Below are 26150 nucleotides of genomic sequence, written 5' to 3' on the forward strand. Positions count from 1 at the left end.
CTTAGCAACGGATTGCTACCGACAGGAACATCGGCCGACCTAACCTTGAAAGGGTTGGCAATTCGCGAATCGAAAATGGTATTCATATGGCCAATTATTTCACCGACAGAAATATTTATCAATACGATAGTTCGTTTATTGAACTATTTTTGTGCAGACCAACGGATTCAAGGCAATCTGGCAAGGGGTAACTGTCGTTGTCCTAGGCTGATTTCATGGCATCTATCAAGCCAATCTCAAATCTTTAATTGACCCAAATTTACGCTTTGTTCAACAACTCCAGAATTACGGTTCGTCAGTTCATCTGGTGCGCCAAGGCCTAACTCGAATTTTTGCCCTGCCCTCAACCGGTCGAACTTAAAGTCTCCAAAAACGTCTGTACGAACAGTACGACGATCAACCCCATCCAAAAACAGGAACACTTCGATACCAGCCAAGTTGGCTTCGCGGCCTGAATCGTCATATCCAACTACATTGCCCGCAATAAAATGCTCCTGCGCCCGCCAGAGGTTTCGATAGTAGATTCTTGGCTTCGTATCCAAGCCAGGTTTCAAGACTGTCAGTTCCTGCTCTTTTGCGATCAAGGCCATTTCAGCATCGGTAATCTTGACTGCACTTAGACACTCCGTTGGGCACACCTGAACGCCTCTCGGATTCGACCAACCTGCATCTAGCAAATGAGCATCGAAAGGCCAAATCTGCGGCAACTGCTTCTCGCTGTTCCATGAGACAGCACCGTAGGGACAGACCTCCACTAGATCCCGCCGTCCTACCGCTTTTATCGGATCGAAGATTACGATCCCGTCGTCACGCTTTGTCACGGCATCAGGGGCCGCCTTCTGGCATGGGGCATCGTCGCAGTGATTACACGCCATGGGAACATGTGCGACATCCACTGCTGTTCCACTTCCTCGGACAACCCGCTCGACCCACAGCCACTTGTGACCACTTTGCGGTTGTGCCGCCGAATAGCCAGGAAAATCGTTTCCTACATATTCGTCTTTTACCGCAAGTACACAATTGCCGCAGTTTGAGCAGGAAGCAACATCAACAATGAGATTCCACTTAGCGCTCATTCCGGACCTCCTCGTGCGTGTACTCGAAGCGCTCGACCTGCACCAAGCACGAATTGGGGGCAATGCCATCTGACGTCTTTGAAATTCGCCGTCCCGAGGTGAGTAGATTCAGGCATCCCCCTCTATCGATAAGACCAAAACCGGTTTGTACCGGGTCGTAGCTTGCACTTGACTCAAAGGCCTTGGCGACACCAAACATCACTGTTTCATTTACATCCACTGCGCAGATAACAGAGGCACGACCATTGAACACTCGAACGAGGTCATGATGACGGATTCCACGCGACAACGCATCTGACGGATTCAGCCGCACAACCCAATAGGCATAACCGTTAACGGTAATGCGGTGGTCTTCCAAGTCATCAACGCCCCCCCCCTTGGCATCCCCAAAGGTATGAAAACTATATGGCGGATGCGAGGTAATCAACTGAAGCGGGTAAGCCGATGCATCGCCAGTCGCAAGGCCTTCCCATGAAGGTATGTATTTATTTATAGCGGGACGATCTTGGTCAAACTCTCCGGTCCGCTGCAAACTATTCGGAACGAATTCGAATTTCCCACTTTGGGTAGTCAAGCCACTTCCGAAATCCCCTGAATATTGAGATGGCAGTGCGCTTGGATCGGGCGTGTCTTTTGTGCGTCCTTCTGCAAACCACCGCATTTCAACACGGCTGACGCCGCTGCTTTCCGGCTCCGGGGGTATTACGTAATACCCCTTCTTGAGGAATTGCTTCCAACTGATTGATCCTGGCAAATCCGAGGAATTGAAAATTCGCTTGCACCAAGTCAGGTCATCGCAACCTCCTTCTGTATAGAAGGCCCCGAGACCCAGCCGAGTAAGGATGTCGGAAAAAATCTGATAGTCAGACTTCGACTCACCTAAAGGCTCAATGCACTTGTGCTGCATGACCACCATACGGTGGTTAAGTACACTTTGGTTATGCGGTATGTAGCCCGCACAGTTGGCTACTTCGCTAATGTCAAAGCGCTCCAGTGCGGTGCACGCCGGTAAAATGATATCGGCAAATTTGACCTCATTCTCCAACCAAATTGACTGACTTACGACAAACTCCAAGGATGGATGGCGGTAGGCATCAATCAATTGCCCAGACTCCATGATGGTTCCAAGGGAAGATCCACCATACCGGTACAGCATGTGAACCGGGGAGTACCCTGTCATTGGATACTCATAAGGAATGAACTGGTTTTCCGCAGAGGTTCCATCCCACAAATATCCACTGCAGCTGCCCTTGAGGATTGCCTCAGGGAAATGCTGACGCGATATGACCTGTTTAACCGTGTTCATGGTCAAGATGTGTGGCATGCGGGTATAGTTGTGCACAGCGCTTGCTGAATTGACGAGATCTCCGCTAATCCCCCCATCCGCGTAGCCCGGGAAGTAAAAGTTCATATCGACCGGGGTGGAATATTGGAGGTTGCCGAAATTGACCCCCGGCTTTCCCCAGCCCTGCATAGCCATCATCTGAACCATGCACCGAGTCCACTGCGCCCCATTTGCGGCTCGACACGCCCCGCCAAGTCCGGCTCCTTGGCCTCCAGCCCCTAAGTAAGTTCGTTTCTTGGCCCAAAGTGCAGCCAACGAGCGTACATCTTTCGCCAGAACCCCCGTCTCCGACTCTTGCCATTCCGGCGTCTTTGCCACTCCATCGCTAACGCCAAGTAGATGGTCTTTCCACTCAGCGAAGCCGACCGTTCGCTCTTCTACGTACTGGGTGTCATATGTGCCGTTGACAATCCACTCGTGCATGATGGCCTGCGCAAGAGCAGCATCAGTCCCCGGTCGAATCGGGATCCACTTCCCACCAAATAGCTGTGCAGTTTTATTGTAGTGGGGATCGATATGGACAAACTCGATGCCCAACTCCCGGGCCCACTGCCTGCGTTGCGTCCCCTCGGAGCCACCGTATACGCCAGACGTACTCTCTGGATCGCTGGACCAAAAGACAACGAGTTCGGCGTTCTGAAGACAATCCTCGAGGGTTCCGTAGTATCCCGGGCAACCAGTTCGAAGGCTATTGCCGTAGTGATGCATCGCCCCCCAGTACCACCCCTCCCAACTAACAGGACTAAAACCCATTCGGGTCACCCCGACTAGGTTGTTGAAGCGCAGCATCGCGCTCACCCAATAATTGAGGTTTCCCCACTGGTGGTGCGCAGAATGGGCCGAGGCAATCGCGCCTGGGCCATATGTCTGCTTCATGCGCTTAATTTCACTGGCGACAATGTCCAAGGCCTCGTCCCAAGAAATTGGGACATACTCGGAGATACCCCGATTTTGAGTATTGCGGTCGCTTGATGCCGGGTTGAAGTCGACGCGACGAAGCGGTGTAAGTATCCGCTTTTCTGAATAAACCAGCGACTTGATCGACAGAGCATGCGGGCTGACAGTCGACTGCCTTCTGGGCGTAAACGACTTGCCTCTGGCCATAAGCTGCCAACTCGCAGCATCTTGCTCGCTCAAGTCGATCGGCGTTACGCGAACGATCTTGTCATCCTTAACATAGACGAAGAGCGGTCCACCGTTCGTCACCGTGGTAAAACGCACAGTCCCATCGGCACAAGCCACACCGTACTGCGTACCGACATGAGAAACGGCATTCATCAACCGACCAAACCAAACCGTCCATTTGTCCGATCCCGATGCCACCACTTTAAAATTCTTCAGTAAGTCTATAACGACGCTATAGTCCGGCGTAGGGCTCAACATCTGAAGCGCTGTTGCTGCATTCCGAAAGACCATCTCTACATCTGGTTGGGGCGTTTGACCTGAGTACCCCTTGACGCCGCCACCTCCAAACACAAGGTGTCTGGACACGCGAGAATCACGTGTGCGAAACTGAATAGTGCAGTCTCCACGCGCCAATATCTTCCTGACGCTCGCGTCACGCTTTGCTGCCAGTCGGATCACAAGCGGCAAAGCCGTCAGGATTGCCCTGACTGCCAGCGAGTTCGCGAAACGTAACTGCTGATTAATAATTTTGACCATTGATATCGCTCAACTGGATCACCACAAATTCCAACTCGTTGGCATGCTTCATTAGCTGCTTAAGCAGCCTGTGCAAAGAGGCTGGAGTTGTCGACATAGACGTTGTACTCACTGATGAGTCCGTCCGTAAGCCGCCAAATCCCAGCCGCCGGACAGGTGAGTTCGTAACCATCGCGACGACGATAGGTCACGGTTACCTGAGAGACTAGATGGCCGTCGTCTGTCGCCCAACTCTGGTGCACCTGGTGCGTTACTGACGACAACATTGCGTAAAACTGTTGCGCTGATGCCTCAAAGGCATCTCGTCCGCGCACCTCAGGCATGTTCGAGAACCTGAAGACACAGTCATCCGTCATGTACGGTCGCATCCGCGACGGGTCCATAGAGTCAACAGAAGCGTAAACACTGGCAACAAAAGACGGGGCATCACTCATGTTTAACCTCAGCTTTCAAACCAGCCGATAGACGTCGCGTAATTTCCGCCACATGACGGCCTTGCCCAAATGCGATCGCGAGTTCGCACTCGCTTATTTCTCGCCGGCCATCGGGCCCCGACAGATAGCCGGCGCCTAATACGCTTCCACCACGTGCTTCGGATACATCTGACAGAGCAGCAACGGTATAAGGTACTCCCACGACAACCATCCCATGATGCAAAAGAGTCGTATGAAAGGATGTGATGGTTGTTTCGTTCCCGGCGCCGGTCGATGTGCTGACAAACACGCTTCCCACTTTGCCAACAAGAGCATTCGTGTACCAAAGGCCGCCTGTCTGATCCAGAAAACTTCGCATCTGGGATGCCATATTTCCAAACCGCGTGGGCGTCCCGAAGATAATTGCATCGTACTGAGGCAGCTCCTCAACTGTCGCCACCGGCACTTCGTCGTCCAGAACGGCCTGTATCTTCTCCAGAGCTGATCGCTCCATTATCTCGGGAACTCTTTTTATGGTCACATCTATGCCATCCACTGAACTAGCACCTCGTTCTAGTTCTCTAGCTAAGGTTGATACATGGCCATACATCGAGTAATAAAGAATTAGGACTTTAGACATGGGAGTTTTGTATGTTGAGTTGAAACCGGCTCAGGGTGAGCTTCGAGAACCATTGAAGAATAGGAACTTCCATCAGCTGTTGCTTGCGGCTGAAGCAGAAAGTGCCCGAGGGCGGGAATAAGAATCAAAGACGCCACCATGTTCCAGCCAAACATGAATGCCAACAGCGCTCCCATATCTGCTTGAAATTTGATAGGGGAAGCCACCCACATGAGAACAGCGACAGCCAGCGTGAGCCCGGTAAGTACCACGACACGCCCCGTAAATGCCAGTGCGGCGTAGTACGCTCTTTTCAGTGATGCCCCAGACCTTAACTCGGCCATAACAACGGAGAGTACGTATAAGGAATAGTCCACTCCAATACCGACTCCCAAAGCAATCACTGGTAGCGTAGCAACCTTGATCCCTATGTCCAGACTAACCATCAGGGCTTGCGACATTAGCGTCGTCACCACTAGAGGCAACACCGCACAAATAACAGCCCTGATTGACCGGAAGGTCACGTAGGCAAGTAAGGAGACAGCCAAATAGACCAACCACAAGATCATATGGTCAGCGTGACGGACCACGCTGTTGGTCGCAGCCTCGATGCCAGCATTCCCTGCCGCCATCAGGATCTGAATATCCTCCGAACTATAACGATCTGCGAAACTCTGGGTTGTCGCCACCACTTGGTCCAGCGTCTCCGATTTGTGATCTTTAAGGTAGACGATCACGCTGGCCATATCGCAACGTTGATTAATCAACTCTCGAGGAACGCCCCGGTTGGCCGCCGAATTGAGCATCCCTTGATTCCTTGGTAGGTCATACCAAAGGAAGCTCCCTTCATTCATGCCGACAGCTGCCATCTTTGCAAAGCCGGCGAAAGACTTTATTGATTCAACTTGGGGAATCTGCTGGAGCTCCAGCTCAAGTTTGTCGACTACCGATAGCACACGATAAGTATTGCACTCGGAAGCCTGCGTCTTAACCATCACCATGAATACGTCGCTACTAGCAGCATAGTGTGAAGTAATGTACGCATTGTCTCTGTTGTACTGCGACTCAGCTCTCAGCTCTGGCGCTCCGGGTTCCAGATCGCCCACCTTGACCCCCCTGCCGTAGTAATAGGAAAGAGCGCCAATCACAACAAATACGCAAATAGCTGCGGTGGCCCATCGACGAGTTGTGAACTGAGTTAATAGAGTCCAAAGCTTTTGGCTAGACGCACCGTCATTGCCCAGAGCAGAACGCTCCTCTTTCAGGCTTCGCTGGGCAGCTTCAGGACTCACTCCCACGTATGACAGCAAAATGGGCAGGAGGATAAGGTTCGTAAAGATCAGAACACCGACACCTAAGCTAGCCGCAATTGCGAGCTCCTGAATGACTTTGATGTCTATGATCATCAAAACTGCAAACCCGACAACGTCCGCAAGCAATGCCGTTACGCCAGCCAGGAATAGGCGACGGAAAGTCAACCGCGCCGCGACCAACTTGTCCTCACCCCGACCAATATCCTGCATGATACCGTTCATCTTCTGCGCGCCATGCGACATTCCAATCGCGAAGATGAGAAATGGGACAAGCACGGAGTACGGATCTAACTCAAAGCCCAACAAAGGCAATAACCCAAGGAGCCATACAACGGCGAGGAGCGAACAACTGACGACAAGCAGGGTGCTACGGATACACCTTGTATGCCAGTACAATACCGCCATACACACAACAATTGCCAAAGCGAAGAACAACGCCACGGTATGCAGTGCATCGATCAAATCGCCAACAAGCTTGCCAAATCCGACGATATGAATCTTTACGTCGTTGCTCTCGTACTTAACTCGGACAGCCTCCAGCGCAGTCGAGAGGCGCTGGTAGTCCAGGCGCTCTCCATGCTCATTCCGATCAATTAAGGGAGCTAAAATCGTAGTTGACTTCAGATCAAGCCCTACCAGCTGCCCAACCTCGCCGGACCTCATGACATTGGTGCGAAGCTCATCGATACTTTCTGTTGAGCCGTTGTAACTCTCAGGCATCACAGGCCCCGACTCGATTCCCTCCTCGGTCACGCCGACCCATCGCACAGAGGGCATCCACAGAGACTTGAAGTAAGAACGCTCGACACCTGGCAACAGGAACACTTCGTCATTGATTCGACGCAATGTCTCAACGTACTTCGGTTCGAAGATTGACTCTGCAGTTGTCTCAACAACGATCCGCAGGTTGTTGCTTGAAGAGGTTATTTCAGCTTTGTTTGCCATGTAGTTCTTAATAAACTCATGGCCCTGTGGAATCATTTTGTCAAAACCAGCGTTGACTCGAAGGCTCGCCGCCTCAAATATGAGACCGATAGTTACAAGCAAGCAAAGAATGATGATGATTGGGCGTCGTCCGAAGATCGCACGCTCAACCAAGGACTGCAGCATGTCGCTTTTTTTAATAATCATGGCTTATCGTTGGTCAGCAAAAAATTTGAGGTAGTCGTATTTTTTCCACGGCACGATCCTCAATGCCCGTGCTATCTAAAGTCACTCGGCGTTACTCGAACCATTCCTTTAGCCGTCGCCGCCACAAGGCTCCCGTCCGTAGCTGTAGTCAGTGCATTGATCGGAGGCAGCGACCTGGACATTCGTACAGTTAACCGTGCGTCCTGGTTATCCAGGCTGAGAATTCGCCCACCTTGGTCTGCAAAGATGAGAGAGCCCAACTTGTCGGGAGCCAAAACTGACGTTGTGATCGTCAAAGGTTGTTCGTTGGCGACGCTAGCCCATGAATGGGTGTCAGATTTCAACTGCAATATGTTGCCTCGCAGACCATATACATAACATGCCTTTTCGGAGGAGCAAGCCACACCGTACAGAGAGCCTTTATAGGGCAACTCCTCTGATGAAAACTTATCGACGAATGAGCGCCCTCTCATGACCAGACCTCGCTCGCCGACGATCCATAGCCCTGTCGCGTCAGAATAAATCTTGAAAAGATGCAATCCACTAGGATTCGGAAGCCTCCCGCCAATGGGTCGCCAACTGTTACCCCCATCCTCAGTGACAAAAGCCAGGCCGTACGCCCCTACAACAAGGCCGGAACTCTCGTTGCTGAAGTAAACATCGAAGAAAGGCTTATCCGCTCCCTCCTGGACCAAACGTTCTGCTTCCCGAAGCGCAGCCGCTTTCGCCTCTCCTTCTTGCGCCGTTGCGGCCGCTTTCATGAGCGCCGCAGCCATCACGCCATCAAGTTGCTTGCGCCAAGTTTTTCCGCCATCACGGGTTGCCAGCACTACCCCGCCATGACCAACTGACCACCCCCGCAAGGCATTGACAAATCGTACCGATGTCAGTGTGACAGACACAGGAGAACTAGCCTGCGTCCAAGTCGCACCATTGTCATCAGAGAACTGGATGAAACCTCGCTCGCCTACTGCCACCAGTCTCTGGCCCGCCGGCGCTACGGACAACATGAGCGCTGTAGACATGCGCACACTCGCAACGCTCGGACGCTCAATTGCGTCAACGGGAACTGTCGCCACGACCTCCTGCACTGGTTGTAGTAACAGCATGCTGATACCCAGCACGGCAAACCATTTAGATTTGCGTATTTGCATTTCATTACCTCCCGTTGACGACATATTTATTACCTTACGCCACTACCTGCCATGGCATCAGGCGTAAACTCGGCGAGAGGGGTAGCTTCTTTGGCGTACGTCTTGAAGTGCCATTTATAGGAAGAGTTAGACCAGTCCGTGAGTAACCCAGCCAGGTAATTCCCCGCCACTAGATCGTAGACGGACCACTGACCATTGCCATATACGAAGGGGCCTTCGGGTGCGACGAAAGGAACAGAAATACCGACCCGCCAAAGCGTACCTTGTGCGTCATATCCATCGCTGAGGATTACGGACCAAGTGTCTTCATCGACGTAGAACGTACGCTTTGGAATCGCATGACGTTTGCCCTCTTTTACCGTTGCCTCTACTACCCAGACTCGGTGTTTCTCCCAGCGAACTAAATCAGGGTTAACGTGATTCCCCTTCTGGGCGCCCACTTTTTCTGCTTCTTTTGAGACGAGCTTGTTGCCGTTGTAGGGGATGTACATTTCCCGCTTGCCCACCAGCTTCCAGTCATAACGGTCTAAGTCGCCGTAGAAACCGTAAGCTTCGTCAACATAGTTGATACCGGAATTGACCTCTTCAGGCGTATCGCAACAAAAGGTAGGTGCTTTGCGTACCCGACGTTGTCCAACCAGGTACTGCCAGACCTGCATCGGGCGATCCGTGAACTGATGAAGGAGGAACTGCTCCCCAGCTTTGTGTGCTGGCCCAGTTACCCAGACCCGCCACATCGAGGAGACTCCCTTATAAGTCTCTAGGCTACCGTCTTTAAAATAGTAAGGGTTGATCACATTGCTGTAGGCGTTAGATGCCTTTGTAATCTTGCCATCGGCGCCCCCACTATAGGCAGCCACATTCAACGCATAGCCTTCACCGAGATACTGCAATTTGTGGTTCCACATCACCTCAATGCCCGTTGACGGGATCGGAAACGGAATCCCTCCATATGCGCCTTCCAGCTTCTGTCCGTCAGCGCTCAGCTTTGCTCGGGTCGCGTTCTTTGCGATGTTGTCATAGACCCACTGCGGCGCGGCTGCAGTTCGATGGGTCGGGTACACCTGAAGGCTGAAGGTATTCGGATATTTTTTGATCAGTCCTTTGACCCCTTCGCTTAGCTTGTCGGCGTACTGACTGACATTCTGTGCGTTTATAACGAGGGTAGGCTTCTCATTTGGATAAAGGTCCTCTCGGGACTCTCCATTCTTGTATTGCCCGGGATTGTGCTTATAACCCCCTTCCCATGTAGGAATGCTTCCGTCCTTGTTGCCGGCGCGCTCAGCGCCGTATGGCGTCAAAGTATTCTTTAGCTTGGCAGCCTGCTCTGCAGTAACTCCGGCAAGCGCTTGCCCTGCGCAGTTAACTGCAGCAAAGGCTGCCATGAACCAAAATTTGCGGTTCAATTTCATTACATCTCTCCTTTAAAATGCGCGCTGTACAGAGAACGACAGGAAGTCGCGATCAGCCAATTCTTGGCCGTATGAAAATGCTTGAACAGGCGAGTTCGCTGGCCCGGTCGATGTTTTGGCAGTGCCAAAAAACTTGGTATAGGTCAGGCTCAATTGCCAAGCCTTCTCATACTCTCCCTTGATACCGATGCTGAAATCCCCGGTATTCTTGGGCGAGAAGCCGGGATGCACGACGAGCGACCGGCCACTGATGCCATATCCCAAGTTGATGGGAATACTTATATCCAACCCGCTTATAACTTGGTAATAAGCCGGAGCAAACATGATGCGCATGGCCGAGGCTGATCGCGTGCCGTTCGGATCTAGCATGGCTTCATTCCGGTCCACGGAAGTCACCTTGTGATACGCGATCTCGCCGAGGAACTGCCCTCCTTGCCAGAGCGCTGTATTACTCAGCAGCTTCACCCAAGATACCTGGGCATGAAATGTCTTGCCCACAGGGTACAAAGTGGGTCCGTTTATTACCCCCCCCTGCGCAACAAGTGGCATGTCATGGCGAACTGAAGCCTCGGCTCCGACATTAGTATCGAATACCGTGGTACTTAAACTGGCCCCGAACGCTTTGATATCCTCTGGATAAACAAGGGAATAATCAGTTGGAAAAAAGGGACCTAGGAAGGGTTGGAGGGGAACGGGAACCGCAGCGACACCACCTGGCATCAGCATCGGTGACTTTGCGTGATACTGAACGGCATAGAGGCCATAATCCGTATCTCCGCCGTCAGTCCGGAACTTTACCTGGAGACCGCCTTGACCTGAATCCTTGGGTTTAACATCATCGGTCCGCGTGAAGTAGTAGGCGCCAGGAATAACACTAATCCGCTCCCCCCCCGCATCGAGCATATCTACCGATGAGAAATAGCTTCCCGCAGCAGGGATTCTGTCTTTCTCCCACTTGAACTGGTAGTAAGCCCCAATCGACACGTTCTCGTTGACCTGAATCTGGCCAGAGATTTGCGGAACAGGTCGCATCAGTTCCTTGAACTGCGTCCCCGGGACTGACAAAAGCTTGACGATGTCGATTGGTGCCTGGGCTGCGGCAATACCGTTAGAACCAAAAAACAAGCTTTCGCCAAATACGACCGTATGTTGGCCAAGACGACCAGTCAAAAGCATGTCAGCAACATAGGTCTTACCGAATACAAAGGCATCCAAAACTTCTGCACGTCGCCCATGCAATTTTTTCGTATCGCTCGTGAAATCATTGTAGGGGGCCGAGGCACTGTTGTTTGTGAACGGCGAGTCATTGTCGTTACCATTCATATAGGCTTGGTCATACCAAGCAGCGCCACTGACCCGCAACCCGACATTCTTATAGGTAAGATCGAACTCCGACAGGAGGTCAATGCGGTTAGAGATCAACCCATTCTTACTGAAATTTCTATCACCATCATCCTGATTCACATCCGCGATCAACGCAGAATCTTGACCCTTGAGACGCTGCGCAACGCTGTACTTGAAGGTGTTGTCGAACCGCATGGATAAACCATCAACGTCTGAGGCAATCTGAAACGCAGATGCATTTGTACCAGTCGTCAACGCGCATGCTGCCGTTAGCAGCTTCAATTTCCAATTGCACGCTTCCATTTGTCTCCTCCTTATAGATTTTGATGCAATACGAAATCCCAATATGGATTTCGTCGGATAAAACCAAATCACAACGGCCTATCGCTCGGGCTTGCCGATCATTTTCCGGTACTCATTCGCGGAAGCAGGCTCACGGCCATGAAGTGCCGCGATTTCGCGTGCCATGAGGAACATCTCGAGATTGCTGCCAACGGGATCGTCTCGACCTGGAAATTTATACGCCGAGTCCTCTGTTCCTACTCGGATATGCAAACCCATCATCGTTGCCAACGTCGTCACAAAGAGTGAGGCGCGTCCCGCAGCGCAGACGGTGATATGGCAATCCGGATCGATACCTTTGACCTGATCAACCATCAGGAACAGATGGCGCGCCATATCCTGAGTGTTGCGCACCCAGGTGCCGGAATTGATCGTCCGCCCGCAATCAAATGGCAGACCAAAAAGAATGATCCAGTTATAGGGTTTCTTCAGGATGCCGGTGTCAATCAACTTTCGCTTGGCGAGCTCGATTTCACCAGAACTATGCACCACCACTTCCGGCTTTACGCCAAACTCCTCCATCGCCTGAATCGCTGGAATCATGAAATCGTCTGGGTGACCGGCTGCGCACGGTGCCACCTCCGCAAGACCCTCACGCGCAGGACTGACACAAATATCGAAGGTTGCACCATTCAGGACATTCAGATTGACAACAAAGTCGTTGCCAAAACGTTTTCGCAGCGGCTCAAGGACCATCGTATATGCATCCACCGGCGGTATATCGCGATCCAGGCGCCGCCCCTGTGCGTCGACGACACCACTGAAATCGATGTGTACGCCACATGCCCCGGCCTCGATCACACTTGTAGCCGCATCAACGTAATGTTGTATTGACGATGGTTCGCCATTTTCCATGCGAGCAGCTACGGCAGTATTGATTGCAATCTTTCGAGGAATGTCCCAGCAAGGCTGAACGGAAGCGTCGCAGATGAACCGGTACGTTTCCATTTCTTTTGTAGCCGCTTCGAAGAGCGAAAGAGGTTTAATCATTTAGAATCCTCTAGTTTTCAATATTAATGAACCCTGCCGCACTTAATGCAATTCGTCGGCGGGTTCGCGAGATGAAATTAGGGCTTCGCGCCGCCGAGTGGACCATAGGTGCTGGTATCCATCAATTCCGACGCATGCAGCCCTTCTTCGGTCCACCTCAAAGTTGGACGACACTCCACCAACCACGCCAGATACCCCTCGGGAACGTTCTCGTCCATACCTTGATGAGGAACACCCTTTGGCACCAATGTAATGGTCCCTGGCTCGGAGCACGCACCCCAGTGGCCTGGCCCAGCGGCGTAGACAATGAATTCGTCGTAATCGGCATTTAGGTGCGGCGGCGGACGCAGACCCACGCGCGAACTTAGATTGAATACACAGAACTCGCTGTTTGCGGTAGTAATGATCTGTACGGGCGGACCGCCAACCGGCGCATACGAGCCAGTTTGAATCTTGGCCAAGTTAACCTTCCAGACCGGGTTTTCGCCAATAACCAAGGCAAGCAAGACCGTCGGGTCGTACGGCAAAACGAACGTGGTCAAGTCATCACGAGTTTTCACCACAAGCTTGGTTTCGCAATCGCGAGTCGGATTCGGCTTGACAGTAGGACGACCAATATCGCTTGGCATAATCACGCCGAACGGGGCATTCACTTTTAGGGCCCACGGAGATTCGATGATCAAACTGCGCATACCACCGGACACTGGGTGAAACTTGTAGGCAACCGCGCGCGGAATAAAGACAAAGTCTCCCGCCTCTGCATCAAGCTCCCCAAACTCCGTTTCGAACCGGACACTTCCACTCTGCACAAAATGCACTTCGTCACACTCGACATTGCGAATCACGAAGGGCATAGCCTCTTTGCGACCCGACATCGACATCCGAAGACCTTCACGACTGGTAGCAATCACTGTCGGCAGAGCATCAGCCGAGGACTCATCCTTTGGCACCATTCGCGCCAGGATGTTGCGACGCGGGCCGTGTGGCCCCTCTACCCTCAAATACGAAGGGGTGTGCGCCGCCCTAACTGCCGCAGCGACCGGCCCACCGAACCCCTCCCGAGTCCAAAGAGTCGGGGCCATCTTCGGGTCCAGCATGTTTGGATTGTTCATGACATTGATCTCCTCTGAAAAAATCTTTGACAGACAACAAATTGGAAATTTGACTACAACTTCAACACACCATGGAATCATTCGAGATCGTATGATATGATTTCGAATCATACAACACATTTCTTATCATGCAACCAGTTTCTGATTGAGCAATTTGAATTTTTTCAAACTATGTCGATCACGATGAGGTGGCTATACCATCGCCCACAGCACGTTAGTAAGATATCCGGCTTAGGCAAGGTCGCAACCTGCAACTGCCACAGCACCGCTAACCCGTCGAGCCTATAGGCGTGACCTAATAATTTATGAAATGAGGTTTTGCACCATGGAATTCAACACGCCGGAAAATGCAAATAACATTCGCCAAAAATTTGCTCAAGACAACGTGGAAGCTAGCTCAGAGATAGACTCTGATTTACTCGTCGACAAACTCGGTCGCACGCTAGCATGGTTGATGCGGGACATTTCCCGGCTCTATACAGGAATAGGCCAAAAGACGCTGCACCCCTGGGGGATCACCATGGCTCATTGGTATTACCTCAGAGTGCTGGAGAGTGGTCCTTTGAATCAACTCGAACTCAGTAAGCGAGTTGGCATGGCGTCCGCAACCACGGTTCCTGTGCTGGACTTTCTGGAAAAGAGCGAGCTCGTTCTCAGGGTAAGGGATCCAAACGACAGACGAAAATACAACGTCACCCTTACAGACAATGGACGCCGCCTAATTGGGGAGGTCATGTCAAGCTTCACACAACTGGTTAAAGAGTCATTTGAAGGCGCATCTCCAAACGACATCAAAATTGTTTGGAAGACATTACTTCAAGTTGAAGCCAATCTCCTTGCAGTAAACGCAGACGATAACGCCGATTATTGAAATGCACGCCTCTCTCTCCTGCAAGATTTCGCTCAGCTTGCAACCCAAGGAGCGCACGGCACTAGGCCCCAGTGAATAGCGACTACATATGGAACTTCAATCTTGAGCAAGACTGTGCCAACTCCACCAAATTCCCAATTACATAGCTCGCTAAACATCCGGGTCATTGGCCTTGCAACTTTTGCCAGCATGGCCACGACACGGATTTGTGACTCAATGCTGGTTGCACTTGCTCAGGATTTTGGCGTGACGACAGGTGCCGCAGCCGGCGTCGTGTCTTGGTATTCGATTGCCTACGGCGTAATCGGGCTGCTTTATGGTCCCTTTGGAGATCGGATAGGGAAGTTACGTGTTGTAGCAGCAGCCTGTCTGGCTTGCGGCTTCTTCGCCCTTTCGGCCGCCGTGTCACCAAACCTCACATCTTTGTTATGGGCCCGCGTGGCGATGGGCACCTTCTCAGCTGCCATCATCCCCTTATCAATGGCCTGGATTGGCGACAGCGTCTCTTTTGAACATCGGCAAGAAACACTTGCAAAGCTGACATCGTGGACCGTATCAGGAATGATGTTTGGTGTATGGTTTGGCGGAATCGCTGCAGATTATCTGAGTTGGCGAGCAGCTTTTCTCACACTTGCTGTAGCACTACTTTGGGCCGGATGGTCTATTCATCGATGGACACCACCCAACCAAGCTGCCACCCATCACTATTCAGGAGCTCCATACTTTCAATCACTATTGAAACTTTGGGAGCGGCGCACGCTCTGGATACTCTTTTTGTCTTTGTTTGAAGGAATTACTGTGATGGGGGCTGTCGCCTTTATTCCTAGCCGTCTAATTCAGCATTTCGGGCTGAGTGCAACAATGGCGGGAGGAGTAATGCTGCTGTTCGGAATGGGGGGGATTGCATATAGCAGAATGGCAAGGTACTGGCTGCGTCTCATTGGCGCGCACGGCCTGGCACTTCTTGGTGGCGTGTTGATCGCTTTAGGTCTATTTGGGCTCGCGGTAGCAGATCACCCAGCAATTGGCATAGCTTCAAGCACTATCGCAGGAATTGGTTTTTACATGATTCATGGAAACCTACAGACACAAGCCAGTCAAATGGCACCAACGGCACGCGGCACTGCCCTGAGTTTTTTTTCTTGCATGGTTTTTTTGGGTCAGTCGCTTGGGGTGATGATCATGGCGATTTGCTTAGACAACGGGTTAGTAGGCAATGCCTTCGTCATTACCGCTGGATTAGTCCTATTATTGGGTTGGCTGGTCTCCAGTGTCTCCAAAGCAAATTAGCAGTCAAGATCACCGATAGCAATCCTTGCGACCTGCTCTTTCGATAATCGGGTAGCCCATGTTTTTCGTTTTCCACACTGCCGTCTTCTAAGCCCCTAGGCATAGTTTCGAAACCTTGATGCTTAAGATGCATCAACTCGATCTTGCTTAACACGTCCAATCAACACAAAAATCAGCGCATCAACTACTTTTTATCAAAAACGCTCCAACGATTAAGGAGTTAAAAATCAGTTCTTCATCAATCTCAGTGACTTTGATTCCGGGTGATGGCGTCGGGCCTGAAATCACCGAAGCCTTAATATTGGTGTTCCAGGCATTAGGCCAACCGTTTCACTGGAAGCATGCCGAAATGGGGTTGGGTGCCTTTGAGAAGTATGGCGACCCCCTACCTGCTCGAACGATACAAAGTATCGAATCAACGAGACTTGCCATCAAAGGACCAGTTGAAACTCCGCTGATCTCGGGCTTTCAATCGCCGCTGTTGCGACTCAGAAAACATTTTGAACTGTTTGCCAACGTTCGCCCAAGCCAGATCCTGTTAAAGGACCATCTCAATGACGACAAGGTAGATATGTTAATGGTTCGCGAGAATATGGAGGGATTGTATTCGGCGGAGGAGACATATCTCCCTGTCGGTGACGATCCTCATGGAATAGCTCAGGCCACTGCATACAACAGCAGGATTGGATGTGAGCGCATTTTGCGTTTTGCCTTTGATCTTGCGCAAACCCAAAGACGTAGAAAAGTCACAGTCGTACACAAAGCAAATGTCCTAAAAAAGTTATCTGGAATTTTCCTTCAAACAGCCAGAGAACTCTACGGAAGTAGTGAGTATGCCCAGACGTTTGAATATGAAGAGATGATCGTAGACGCCTGCGCAATGCAAATGGCCATGAATAGATCATTTTTCGACGTAATTGTTACGACCAATATGTTTGGTGACATTCTCTCCGATCTTGCTGCTGGTTTAACTGGTGGAATTGGCATGGCTCCGTGTATGAATATCGGAAAAAACTGCGCTCTATTTGAACCGGTCCACGGTTCTGCCCCCGGCATCGCGGGAAAAGGAATTGCAAACCCAATCGCACTGCTGCTCTCCGGGGCGTTGATGCTTTTACATGTTGGAAAACACGACGAGGCTTCACGCCTTCGTTCAGCGATCGATAAAGCACTGAATGAAGATCTGGTAAGAACTCCTGATTTAGGAGGAAATGCCTCCACTTATGAAATGGCCACCGCAGTGGCTCGACACCTAGGCTGAGTATGCTGCGGACCACTCCCCAATCGGCAAGGCCCTGCGTTGTAATCGCCGCGCCTTCAATATTCCACGTAGCTGCATCACCAAAGCCGAGACGATCGTATATCGGGCAAGCCAGCGTGACTGCGCAAGCTGTCCAGAAAAAGCCCCGAGCTGCCCGAATACGCCGATGCGTAAAATCGCCCGCAGCATCCATGAAGATGCCCGGAATGTGGGTCGGAACCAACTCGCCTGCCTCATATACGGGCAAAAAACCACCAAAAATATCCCTTTAGGCGAGCGTGAGGAGCTTGGCCAACGAGTTTTTCAACACCATCGGCCATCTGCGGACGGTCGCGCTCCTCGCTTGATACGACTGCTATTAGCCGCACTACCGCCAGTCAGGTTTGCTGTGAGTTGATTGTCAACAAGGCATTTGAGAAATGGCCTACTAGAAAAACATGTTGACAACCGGTTTCCATTACTGGAAACTGGTTGTCAGTTAGTTTCCTTGTGAGGTATTTCAGATGCATTCAGAAATTTCCGGACTCATCTCCGAGACTGTTGTCGCGCTCTTTCAAGCAAATGGAAAGATGCTGGAATGGGGCGATGCTTTCACGGCACCTTTCGGCTTGACCAGCGCCCGATGGCAAATCCTTGGAGCAATCGCCTGGGCAGGCCAGAAACAGACGGCCCCCCAAATTGCCGAGCAAATGGGTGTCTCTCGGCAAGGCGCACAAAAGCAACTGAACCTGCTCGTTGACGATGGCTTGATTGAGAAGCTCGCGAACCCGTCACATCAACGCTCGCCACACTACCGCCTGACCGGGAAAGGCAGCTCGCTATTCGATAGGGTCAACCTGGCCTGGCAAGCGCATGCAACCAAGACTGGCGAAGCGTTCTCCGCACAGGACCTAGAAACCACGCTTCGTACCCTCAACCTGATTTCTCGGCTTCATGGCGTGGCTGCACAAGGAGAGCATGATGAAACGTAATATTCACGCCGCTGCAGGAGTATTAGCCTTCCTGTTCATTGCGACGTTCTGGACAGCGACGGTAGTTTCCGAACTCTTTCTTGACCACAGTGCGGTTACCAGTGTGAAGGTTGCGATTACCTATGCATTTATCGCATTCGTACCCTGCATGGCCATTACCGGCGCAACCGGATTTGCCATGGGCGGGAAGAGCACCTTCCCCATCCTGGTAGCCAAACGTCGTCGCATGCCCATCATCGGAGCCAATGGTCTGCTGGTCCTGATTCCCGCAGCCATCTTTCTCAGCATCAAGGCTCAAGCCGGCGAATTCGATACTGTGTTCTACACCGTACAGGTTCTGGAATTGCTGGCCGGTGCAACCAATCTTTTCCTGATGGGGCTGAACATCCGTGACGGCCGGCAAATGAGCCGGCGACATCAAAAGATGTAGCTCTCTTTTCGAGAGGCTGGGAGCTCTGCACCCAGCCATCCGAATCTTTATCCAGAGACTTCATTACGCGAAGCGCCTTGGGCGGCTTCGGTAGGCAACTTGCGCCCGGAATTTCCAGCGGCAAACTATATCCATAGCGAGGCAATCGTGACCACAAAGCACTTAATCGCCCTGATACTCGGCGGGCTCATCATCTCAGCGGCTGTCGCCAGTGATGTTATTTCGGAACGGGAGAGTGGCTTCAAAGCCAGTAAGCGTGCTGTCGCCACCATTAAGGATGCGCTGGCCGATGGCAACATGACCACCGTTGCGGCCTCTGCCAAGACGATGGCCGAGTTCGCAGAGCGAATTCCAAGCCTTTTCCCGGCTGGAAGCAAAGGAGGGTTCTTTTCCGCAGCCAAGGAAGACATCTGGCGCAACTTCCCGGACTTTGTTCAGAAGTCGAAGAACTTTCAAAGCAACGCGCAGGAACTTGCAACCCTGGCTTCATCACCCTCTCCCGACAAAGCCGCGGTTAGCGCAGCATTTGCCAAGGTGACGGAGAACTGCAAGACCTGCCATCAGCCGTACAAGAAAGGCTGGTAAGAATGATGAATCAGGCCAAGCACCGTATCCAGATTTGGGATTTACCGATTCGACTGTTTCACTGGTGCCTCGTCATTCTCGTCGGCGCCTTGTTCGTGACCGCCTCGCTGGGTGCATTGGACGCTCATGCATTGGCGGGAAAAGGTGTCCTGGCGCTAGTTATATTTCGTTTGATTTGGGGCGTGGTTGGAAGTCAGACGGCCCGATTCAGTGATTTCCTTGGAGGTTTTACTGCCATACGGCAATACCTCGTTTATCGGCAATCGAAATCGTTGGGCCACAATCCATTGGGCGGCTGGATGGTAGTGGCCATGCTGGCAGTGCTCCTAATTCAGGCCGGCACTGGGCTGCTGGCTAATGATGGCATTCTGTTCCAGGGGCCTCTGGCCCATAGCGTCAGCCAGTCGTTGTCAGATGTAGCCAGTAGCGCTCATCGTGGGCTGGCGAACTGGCTTGGGGGGCTGATTGCCATCCACATGACGGCCATTTTGCTCTATTGGTTTGTCGGCAGAGAGAATCTGGTTGGTCCGATGTTCACCGGTAAGAAATGGGTAACAGCACCAGTTAAACCCGCTCAATTTGTTAGCTTGATTCTGGCGGCGGCCATACAGTGCGTTGTTCTTCTGGCTACCGCAGCTTCATTAACGGTGCACTGATGCCGGACTGGTGGCTGTAGGCAGCTTTTAGCTGAGTAGCAACCCTGATTTATAGGGGCCGCATTGAGGCCATCTCTGTAGTATTATCATTACCATTTATTGCGTGGGCTAGGCTGGAAGCAGTCACTTTCAAAATGCTGTCACCAGCATAGAAGGAACAAGGGCTAAAAGGGTGCTTTTTATTGGCCAAAAATGAGTATAAACAAAAGCGGGTTTGGCTGTATTCGCCCATTACCTGTGGATATTAATGCTCATCTGATGTAACAGAGCATCTGATCCCTGCCCTGACTTCGAAGCAAAAGTAGAATCGTCATTCGGTAAATTAGGGGCTTGGAATGCCAACTAGCCGGGCTCAGATTGCTTAATTTATCGAACATACCAAATGAATAAAAAACCCAGGGAAGTCGCTTTACCCGAACGCGTTGTCCGAGGTAAACCTCGTGCTGAACAGACTACTCTTGACGACAAGTTCTTGCCGCTCCCCCTGCTATCCTGTCATAGCGCAGTAGCTGCTACTACAGACAAAGCTTTCGACGGCACCGCACTCTTTGTTGTTCTTGCCATGTACCAAGCATTTTCGGTATTAGACCGTGACCAGGTTGAAGAACTCGCCAAGGTAGGCCTCTCACCAATCCATTTCAACATCTTGGCTACACTTCAACGCGCCAACAGCCCTACTACTGTTGGCGCCCTCAGCTCGATGTTATTTGTGCGATCTAACAACATGTCAGGCAACATCAATGCGCTTATCCGCATGGGACTCATTGAAAGACAGGTCAACCCACGAGATTCCCGGTCATTCCTCATTGAACTGACAACGCAAGGGCATGAATTTCTCAATCAGACCCTTCCAGGACATTGGAGTTGGCTAGAGCAACTCATGAACAGGCTCAGCACTAAGGAACGCATGCAACTGGTCGAACTACTAAAAAAGATGGTGAACTCAATCCAGGCCGCTCATCTGGCGAGGGATGCGGAGTAGTCTTACCGAACTGCTCCTCTATAGTCGCAGGGGCGATTTGGGCGACATCGCCAGCGAAACTCCGTAGGTGTAATTTCAGCGTATCACTGGGCAGAATTTTTTAAAGGCCATCAAGCCAGTAAAAAACGCCAGCTCCAAGATATCAGCTAAGTGAGCATCAACGATTTTTAGTCTGCCTCAGCTAAGAACCTGTAGGGACCTAGTTGCAGAGTGGTGATGGCTGCTATTGCTACGGCAACCGCAAATCCACCCATCGTGGTGGCATACGATTGAGTGTGGTCAAAACTCATAGCCAGTAGCGGAATACCAAATGCTGGGGCAAGTGCAAAAATACCGACCGTAATACCGAAGAGCGCCCCAAAACTTCGCAGCCCACAATAGCGGCCCAACATATATGCGATTACGTCGGTCTCTGCACCAAGCGAAAATCCAATTGCAGCCAATCCTACAATTGATGCTGTAGATCCCTCAACAGATGAGAGAAGCGCAATACCGGCAATCGTTATTGTGCAAATGGATGCAGCAATATAAGGAGCGAACACACGATCAAGTATGAATCCTGTTCCCAATCGGCCAACAAAACTCGCTCCTGCCAAAATAGCCAACATCTTCGCAGCCTCCCCTGTGCTTGCCCCTTTCCAATTCAAGATCGCGGCCGCACTGGCAGCAATACCGTTCACGGTCATGCTCATACAAAAGACAAAGAGCAAAATGATCCAAAAAGCGGGATCTCGGATAGCCTTTGCTACCGTCGTGCCGGATAACGATGTCGAAACATCCAACGGTACATCCAAGGCCCGTACTGGTGTAGGCTTCTCGTGAACTAGAAACAGCACTGCGCTGAAGCCAAGTATCAGGATTATCGCTCCCAGGGCAATGAACCCATCTCGCCAGCCGGCGCGCTCCATCACGAACCGAACAGTTTGGGTAAGCAAAATACCACCGACGGCAACACCGCTCATCGTTACACCGATGGCAATTCCGCGCCTTCTGTCAAACCACCCTGAGACAACTTTGATGTAAGGAATCGATGAATGAAATGCCCCAAGCACTCCCGCCACACCAAAAAAACCCAAATATGCAGGTAGCGATGGCGGCAACAGGGAAAGACTAGCTATGGCAGCAGCGAAGAGCGGAACAAGAAAAAGCAGTGTTCGACGTACCCCATAATAGTCAAACACACGCCCTGCAAACGGTGCGCTGAACGCCAGACCTAAAGTCATAATGCTGTAACCCAGCGAAATATCAGTTCGTGTCCAGTGAAACTCGTCTCCCATGGGAGCAATAAACATACTCAACGCAAAGGCCACCACTGCGCCAGAGGAGGTAGCCAAAGCGAGGAGGCAGCCGATGACAGCAAGAACGGCTGTTCTTCTCGAAGCGAGCGGAGAACTTTGGGTTTCAGTACTGCGCTGATCTAGCTCGTGAATGTTCATATTTATCCCTTCATATTCTAACTAGGGTGCTTGCGTGGAAAAGGTTAATCAGAGACTGTTCGTTATTGGGGACTACCAACACGAGCAAAACAATCTGCTCATTGTGTTCGGCAAAGTATCGAAATTGCCTTTTGGGAAAGGCTTTGCTGCAACAACGTCCGAATATCAAACTCTCAAACCTTCGTCCGGTAAGTTGCTACGCAAGGCTGGAATTGAAGCGTTCTGACGTCGGAATTTCCGCTCGGAACGACGATGCAGATCACCCTCTCCTTTTCTATTGCTATCGGATCTCGCTTGTATGCCCGATTTAGTTTTTTGGGGCGCGACTCAGACTCGAAAAAGGTTCGCTGTTGCGTGCAGTTTTTCCGATAGACATTTAAGATCCTTGGAAATACGAGCAGTTTCAGCTGCCACCTCGCAGTTTTCCTCGCTCATCTGCGCGACCACTTCCACCTTGCGGGAAATTTCCTGGGCTGAAGCACTCTGTTCGCTCAGAGCATCGGATATTTGATTGATCGACAGCGCCATTTCATCCGAATTGGCTTGGATGGTATTCATTCGGTGTGATGCTTGGGATGAAAGATCCTTGCCGTCTTTAACTTTACCGACAATAAGCTGCATGCCGGATACCGCCCCACTGGCCGAGGATTGCATGGCAACAATCATGGCGCTAATCTCAGCAGTTGCCTTACTAGTTCGCTCCGCCAACTTACGAACCTCGTCGGCCACTACGGCGAACCCCCGGCCCTGCTCGCCAGCCCGAGCAGCTTCGATGGCTGCATTGAGGGCTAACAGATTTGTCTGTTCCGCCACATCCTTGATTACGCTAATAATTGCCGAAATATTACTTGACTGCTCATCCACCTGATGGATCGTCTCGCTCGCTACAGAAACCGTCTGATTTATGGTGTCCATTTCCTGGGCAGCACCATTGATGGTCCTGGCCCCCATGTCGGCCGCTTCACTCGCTTCACGGGAGCGCCCCATGACAACCTTGGCGTTATCAGAAATAAGGTTGATGCCAACAGTCATTTGTTCTATGGATGCGGCCATGGATAAAGCGGCTTCGCTTTGTTGGGTAGAGGCTTCCAGCACTCGACTGGCAGCCGTCGCCGAATCGTTGGCTACCTTAGATATCCCCAAAGCACTTTCCAGAACGGCCTTGAGAGAGCTTTGCAGAGTATCGAGCAATCCATTGAAGGCCTCAGCGGTTTGAGCCAACTCGTCATTCCCGCTACACAGAATGCGGGAGGTAAAATCCTTCGTATCGGCTACCCGGACAATCTCACGGCGCATCGATTCCAACGAACCAACCACAGTACGAACAATCAGGAAGGTCAGCCCAGCCAAACCTGCACCAGCGAGAATTAAAATCACAAGTATCACGGTAAGGGCGCTTGTACGTGAGCTTTCAGCAGACACCTTGATCGCATCCGCTTTTTTCTTGATGATTTCTAATAGGATTTGGGTTTCTTTATTCGCTTCAGTCAGTAGCGATTCGATGGAATTGTTGCGGGCGTAATAGCGACTGGACAGAGAGCGGGCCACCACAAAGTCATTGGCGTTGGCGATCTCATTCAGCACATTGCGTAGTTCGTTACAAACGTCGTCGAAAACTGCTTTTTTCTCCTTCACAACCTTCCATTGTGTTTCTTCCTCCAGGGTCTTTGGCAGCGCCACGTAGGCGGCGAAGCTTGCATCCATTCTATTTGACGGTTCCCCCTGGCGCAGCAGGATCGACTGTGCCAGTCCCTTGGCCTCTCGCAAGCCGTCGTCCGGGTTGCTTTCATACGTTTCAGGCTTCCATTCGGCAAACTCGCGCAATATCAATACGGTTTCCATCTGGTCGCTACGCGCCTGGAGCATTGACGTGAGCGCAGGGAAACTTTGCCCCTGGATTTCATCAAGAGCACTACCCAAACGCGAAACACCCAACCAACCGGAAAAGCCTACGACCGCCAAACTGACCAAGGAAACAATCGCCATCAGCATTAGCTTCTGCCGGATGGACAACATTGCCAATCTATGCATTTCTTGCTCCAAATACCGATCCAGCTTTGTTTTTCAAAACCATTGGAGATATCGGTTCTCGCCAGAAGCAACGCCGCCCCTGGCCTGTTCTGGTGACTATTGACCGCCGTTGATGCTGAAACCGCCATCAACATTGATGCACGCACCTTGAACAAAAGTCGCGCCATCGGATAGAAGCCATTTGGCAACTTCACCCACTTCGGCAGATTCACCGAATCGCTTCAAGATATGACGTTCGCGAGTGAGTCCCAGAAAATCACGGAACCGCGGATCTTCGGAAAGACGTTGCACCATCGGGGTACGAATGACGCCGGGGAGAATCGCATTTATCCGAATTCCCCTAGCACCAAAATCGACTGCAGCAGCACGCGTTAATCCCAAAACACCAGCTTTGGCGGAGATGTATTCGGCTCCATAGGGAAAGGCAATCTCGGCTGCAGCCGACGACGTATTCACAATAGAACCGCCTCCACTAGCGAGCATGGCCGGGATTTGATACTTCAAACAAAGGAAGACACCGGTCAGGTCGACCCGCATGGCTCTCTCCCACTCAGCAAGTGACAGATCTGTGAGCGGTTTGGATGCTTGTTCAACAGCGGCATTATTGAATGCCCCGTCTAACCGCTGATACCGTGACATGGTGTGGGCGACCAGCCCCCGGACCGATTCTTCGTCGCCGACATCGGTTACGACAGATTCGGCGTCAAAGCCATCGGCGCGAATCGCATCAAGCGTTTCCCGTAAGCCTTGCTCACCTATATCAGCCAGAACCAATTTGGCTCCTGCTGAGGCAAAAACACGAGAGCTCTCGCGTCCGATTCCACCGCCAGCACCAGTAACAATGATCACTTTTCCTTCAAGAATTTTTCCCATCTCTATTCCTTTATCAGGCTGTTTAACGTTAACGCTTGATGAACGACCCCCTGCATGCAATCAGGCACGCAAGGGGGGCGGCATCAGTCCTATTTATTCACATTCCACTCAACCGGCATCCGCGCAATAATCACGTTCATCAGCGTCGGTTCATATTGGATGGTGTAGCCCGGCTCAACGCGCAACCCAGGAAGCCTGCTGGTCAAAATCTCGTACGCGATGCCCTCCAGTTCCACCTAGGAAGTGCTCGACTGAAACACGCCAAGCATACCGTTCGAACTAGAATAATACGATCTCGAATTAAATTGTCTACGCGTATCGAAAAATTTTCAAATCACCGTAATGAAGGGGTTTTCCGCGACGGGGCTGAAACTTAACTTTCTCGAACCTTCTTCGGTACGTCGCCGGACGAGGGGGGTTCGACAATCAAGCAAGCCAACTGAAGGCCGCGTATCCGCGCGACAATGGAAGCGAAGCGCTCAGCCAGATTGTTGTAGCGCCTGGCAATGCGCCTGAATTGTTAAATGCGGAAGGAAAAGTGCTCGACCAAACTCCCGATTTTTCACGTGAGTCACTCAAATCCAATTGAACGATCCATTCGCGGCGTAGCGGGGTGATGGTATTAATGCCATCGTTCGCGATGTGTTCGAGGATGGTGCCAGTATCGAGACCTTAATGCGTCGGACCAGAATCTCTCTACGTGCCACTACACAACACATCGGTCGAAATTGGATATATTGATTCGTGATTGAAGTGGAGCCATGAACATATCTCCACACAAATTAAGGAGCAGCCGCTTGGATGTAACCAAGATCCCGTTAACACAAGAATTCAGTCACGTTGGAGCGACA

Annotated in this window: 23 protein-coding genes and 1 pseudogene; 10 read left to right on the forward strand and 14 right to left on the reverse strand. The window is 51.5% G+C overall.

The window, feature by feature from the left end:
• Nucleotides 1-236 precede the first annotated feature (236 nt).
• The 10 genes from KI610_RS13280 to KI610_RS13325 form a co-directional block, all read right to left on the reverse strand.
• Nucleotides 237-1076 (reverse strand): 4Fe-4S dicluster domain-containing protein, encoded by an 840-nt coding sequence (locus KI610_RS13280; protein WP_226495439.1) that lies wholly within the window; start codon nucleotides 1074-1076, stop codon nucleotides 237-239.
• Nucleotides 1066-4083, reverse strand: coding sequence for a molybdopterin-dependent oxidoreductase (locus tag KI610_RS13285; RefSeq protein ID WP_226495440.1), 3018 nt, complete (start codon nucleotides 4081-4083; stop codon nucleotides 1066-1068). The genes KI610_RS13280 and KI610_RS13285 overlap by 11 nt, the downstream gene beginning before the upstream one ends.
• Nucleotides 4084-4142: 59 nt before the next feature.
• Nucleotides 4143-4517 carry a nuclear transport factor 2 family protein gene (locus KI610_RS13290; protein ID WP_226495441.1) on the reverse strand — a complete coding sequence of 125 codons (375 nt, stop codon included), beginning with the start codon at nucleotides 4515-4517 and terminating at the stop codon, nucleotides 4143-4145.
• Nucleotides 4510-5136 (reverse strand): NAD(P)H:quinone oxidoreductase, encoded by a 627-nt coding sequence (wrbA, locus tag KI610_RS13295; RefSeq protein ID WP_226495442.1) that lies wholly within the window; start codon nucleotides 5134-5136, stop codon nucleotides 4510-4512. The genes KI610_RS13290 and wrbA overlap by 8 nt, the downstream gene beginning before the upstream one ends.
• Nucleotides 5121-7559: an efflux RND transporter permease subunit gene (locus tag KI610_RS13300; protein ID WP_226495443.1), complete on the reverse strand. Its 2439-nt coding sequence runs from the start codon at nucleotides 7557-7559 to the stop codon at nucleotides 5121-5123. The genes wrbA and KI610_RS13300 overlap by 16 nt, the downstream gene beginning before the upstream one ends.
• A gap of 71 nt (nucleotides 7560-7630) precedes the next feature.
• On the reverse strand, nucleotides 7631-8713 hold the full coding sequence (locus tag KI610_RS13305) for a YCF48-related protein (protein WP_226495444.1): 1083 nt from the start codon (nucleotides 8711-8713) through the stop codon (nucleotides 7631-7633).
• 29 nt (nucleotides 8714-8742) lie between these two features.
• The gene (locus tag KI610_RS13310; RefSeq protein WP_226495445.1) at nucleotides 8743-10125 is read right to left on the reverse strand and encodes a DUF1329 domain-containing protein; all 1383 of its coding nucleotides are present in this window, start codon (nucleotides 10123-10125) and stop codon (nucleotides 8743-8745) included.
• 12 nt (nucleotides 10126-10137) lie between these two features.
• On the reverse strand, nucleotides 10138-11772 hold the full coding sequence (locus tag KI610_RS13315; RefSeq protein ID WP_226495446.1) for a DUF1302 domain-containing protein: 1635 nt from the start codon (nucleotides 11770-11772) through the stop codon (nucleotides 10138-10140).
• A gap of 78 nt (nucleotides 11773-11850) precedes the next feature.
• Nucleotides 11851-12801 carry a 3-keto-5-aminohexanoate cleavage protein gene (locus KI610_RS13320; RefSeq protein WP_226495447.1) on the reverse strand — a complete coding sequence of 317 codons (951 nt, stop codon included), beginning with the start codon at nucleotides 12799-12801 and terminating at the stop codon, nucleotides 11851-11853.
• A gap of 77 nt (nucleotides 12802-12878) precedes the next feature.
• On the reverse strand, nucleotides 12879-13913 hold the full coding sequence (locus KI610_RS13325) for a hypothetical protein (RefSeq protein WP_226495448.1): 1035 nt from the start codon (nucleotides 13911-13913) through the stop codon (nucleotides 12879-12881).
• Between the two features lie 325 nt (nucleotides 13914-14238).
• Between KI610_RS13325 and KI610_RS13330 the strand changes: the two genes are divergently transcribed.
• From KI610_RS13330 to KI610_RS13370, 9 genes and pseudogenes are all read left to right on the forward strand, one after another.
• A complete protein-coding gene (locus tag KI610_RS13330) occupies nucleotides 14239-14784 on the forward strand; it encodes a MarR family winged helix-turn-helix transcriptional regulator (protein WP_226495449.1) in 546 nt (181 codons plus the stop codon).
• Between the two features lie 102 nt (nucleotides 14785-14886).
• On the forward strand, nucleotides 14887-16074 hold the full coding sequence (locus tag KI610_RS13335) for an MFS transporter (protein ID WP_226495450.1): 1188 nt from the start codon (nucleotides 14887-14889) through the stop codon (nucleotides 16072-16074).
• A 247-nt stretch (nucleotides 16075-16321) separates the two neighbouring features.
• Nucleotides 16322-17335, forward strand: coding sequence for an isocitrate/isopropylmalate dehydrogenase family protein (locus tag KI610_RS13340; RefSeq protein WP_226495451.1), 1014 nt, complete (start codon nucleotides 16322-16324; stop codon nucleotides 17333-17335).
• 19 nt (nucleotides 17336-17354) lie between these two features.
• A pseudogene (locus tag KI610_RS13345) lies at nucleotides 17355-17552 on the forward strand (IS5/IS1182 family transposase); the annotation flags it as partial.
• A 286-nt stretch (nucleotides 17553-17838) separates the two neighbouring features.
• A complete protein-coding gene (locus KI610_RS13350; protein WP_226495452.1) occupies nucleotides 17839-18306 on the forward strand; it encodes a MarR family winged helix-turn-helix transcriptional regulator in 468 nt (155 codons plus the stop codon).
• Nucleotides 18296-18736, forward strand: coding sequence for a hypothetical protein (locus KI610_RS13355; RefSeq protein WP_226495453.1), 441 nt, complete (start codon nucleotides 18296-18298; stop codon nucleotides 18734-18736). The genes KI610_RS13350 and KI610_RS13355 overlap by 11 nt, the downstream gene beginning before the upstream one ends.
• 147 nt (nucleotides 18737-18883) lie before the next feature.
• Nucleotides 18884-19321 (forward strand): c-type cytochrome, encoded by a 438-nt coding sequence (locus tag KI610_RS13360; RefSeq protein WP_226495454.1) that lies wholly within the window; start codon nucleotides 18884-18886, stop codon nucleotides 19319-19321.
• Nucleotides 19322-19323: 2 nt separating this feature from the next.
• Nucleotides 19324-19977: a cytochrome b/b6 domain-containing protein gene (locus tag KI610_RS13365; RefSeq protein WP_226495455.1), complete on the forward strand. Its 654-nt coding sequence runs from the start codon at nucleotides 19324-19326 to the stop codon at nucleotides 19975-19977.
• A 382-nt stretch (nucleotides 19978-20359) separates the two neighbouring features.
• A complete protein-coding gene (locus KI610_RS13370; protein ID WP_226495456.1) occupies nucleotides 20360-20959 on the forward strand; it encodes a MarR family winged helix-turn-helix transcriptional regulator in 600 nt (199 codons plus the stop codon).
• Nucleotides 20960-21126: 167 nt separating this feature from the next.
• Here KI610_RS13370 and KI610_RS13375 read toward each other — a convergent pair whose 3' ends face one another.
• A complete protein-coding gene (locus KI610_RS13375) occupies nucleotides 21127-22395 on the reverse strand; it encodes an MFS transporter (RefSeq protein ID WP_226495457.1) in 1269 nt (422 codons plus the stop codon).
• A 34-nt stretch (nucleotides 22396-22429) separates the two neighbouring features.
• Here KI610_RS13375 and KI610_RS13380 point away from each other — a divergent pair, with 34 nt between their 5' ends.
• Nucleotides 22430-22621 (forward strand): hypothetical protein, encoded by a 192-nt coding sequence (locus KI610_RS13380; protein WP_226495458.1) that lies wholly within the window; start codon nucleotides 22430-22432, stop codon nucleotides 22619-22621.
• Between the two features lie 101 nt (nucleotides 22622-22722).
• Here KI610_RS13380 and KI610_RS13385 read toward each other — a convergent pair whose 3' ends face one another.
• The 3 genes from KI610_RS13385 to KI610_RS13395 form a co-directional block, all read right to left on the reverse strand.
• Complete coding sequence (locus KI610_RS13385) at nucleotides 22723-24426, reverse strand: HAMP domain-containing methyl-accepting chemotaxis protein (RefSeq protein ID WP_226495459.1); 1704 nt, start codon at nucleotides 24424-24426, stop codon at nucleotides 22723-22725.
• Between the two features lie 96 nt (nucleotides 24427-24522).
• Complete coding sequence (locus tag KI610_RS13390; RefSeq protein WP_226495460.1) at nucleotides 24523-25299, reverse strand: SDR family NAD(P)-dependent oxidoreductase; 777 nt, start codon at nucleotides 25297-25299, stop codon at nucleotides 24523-24525.
• Between the two features lie 89 nt (nucleotides 25300-25388).
• Nucleotides 25389-25535 (reverse strand): cytochrome P450, encoded by a 147-nt coding sequence (locus KI610_RS13395; RefSeq protein WP_226495461.1) that lies wholly within the window; start codon nucleotides 25533-25535, stop codon nucleotides 25389-25391.
• Nucleotides 25536-26150 lie beyond the last annotated feature (615 nt).

The sequence above is a fragment of the Ferribacterium limneticum genome, from assembly GCF_020510565.1.
GTDB lineage: Bacteria > Pseudomonadota > Gammaproteobacteria > Burkholderiales > Rhodocyclaceae > Azonexus > Azonexus limneticus_B.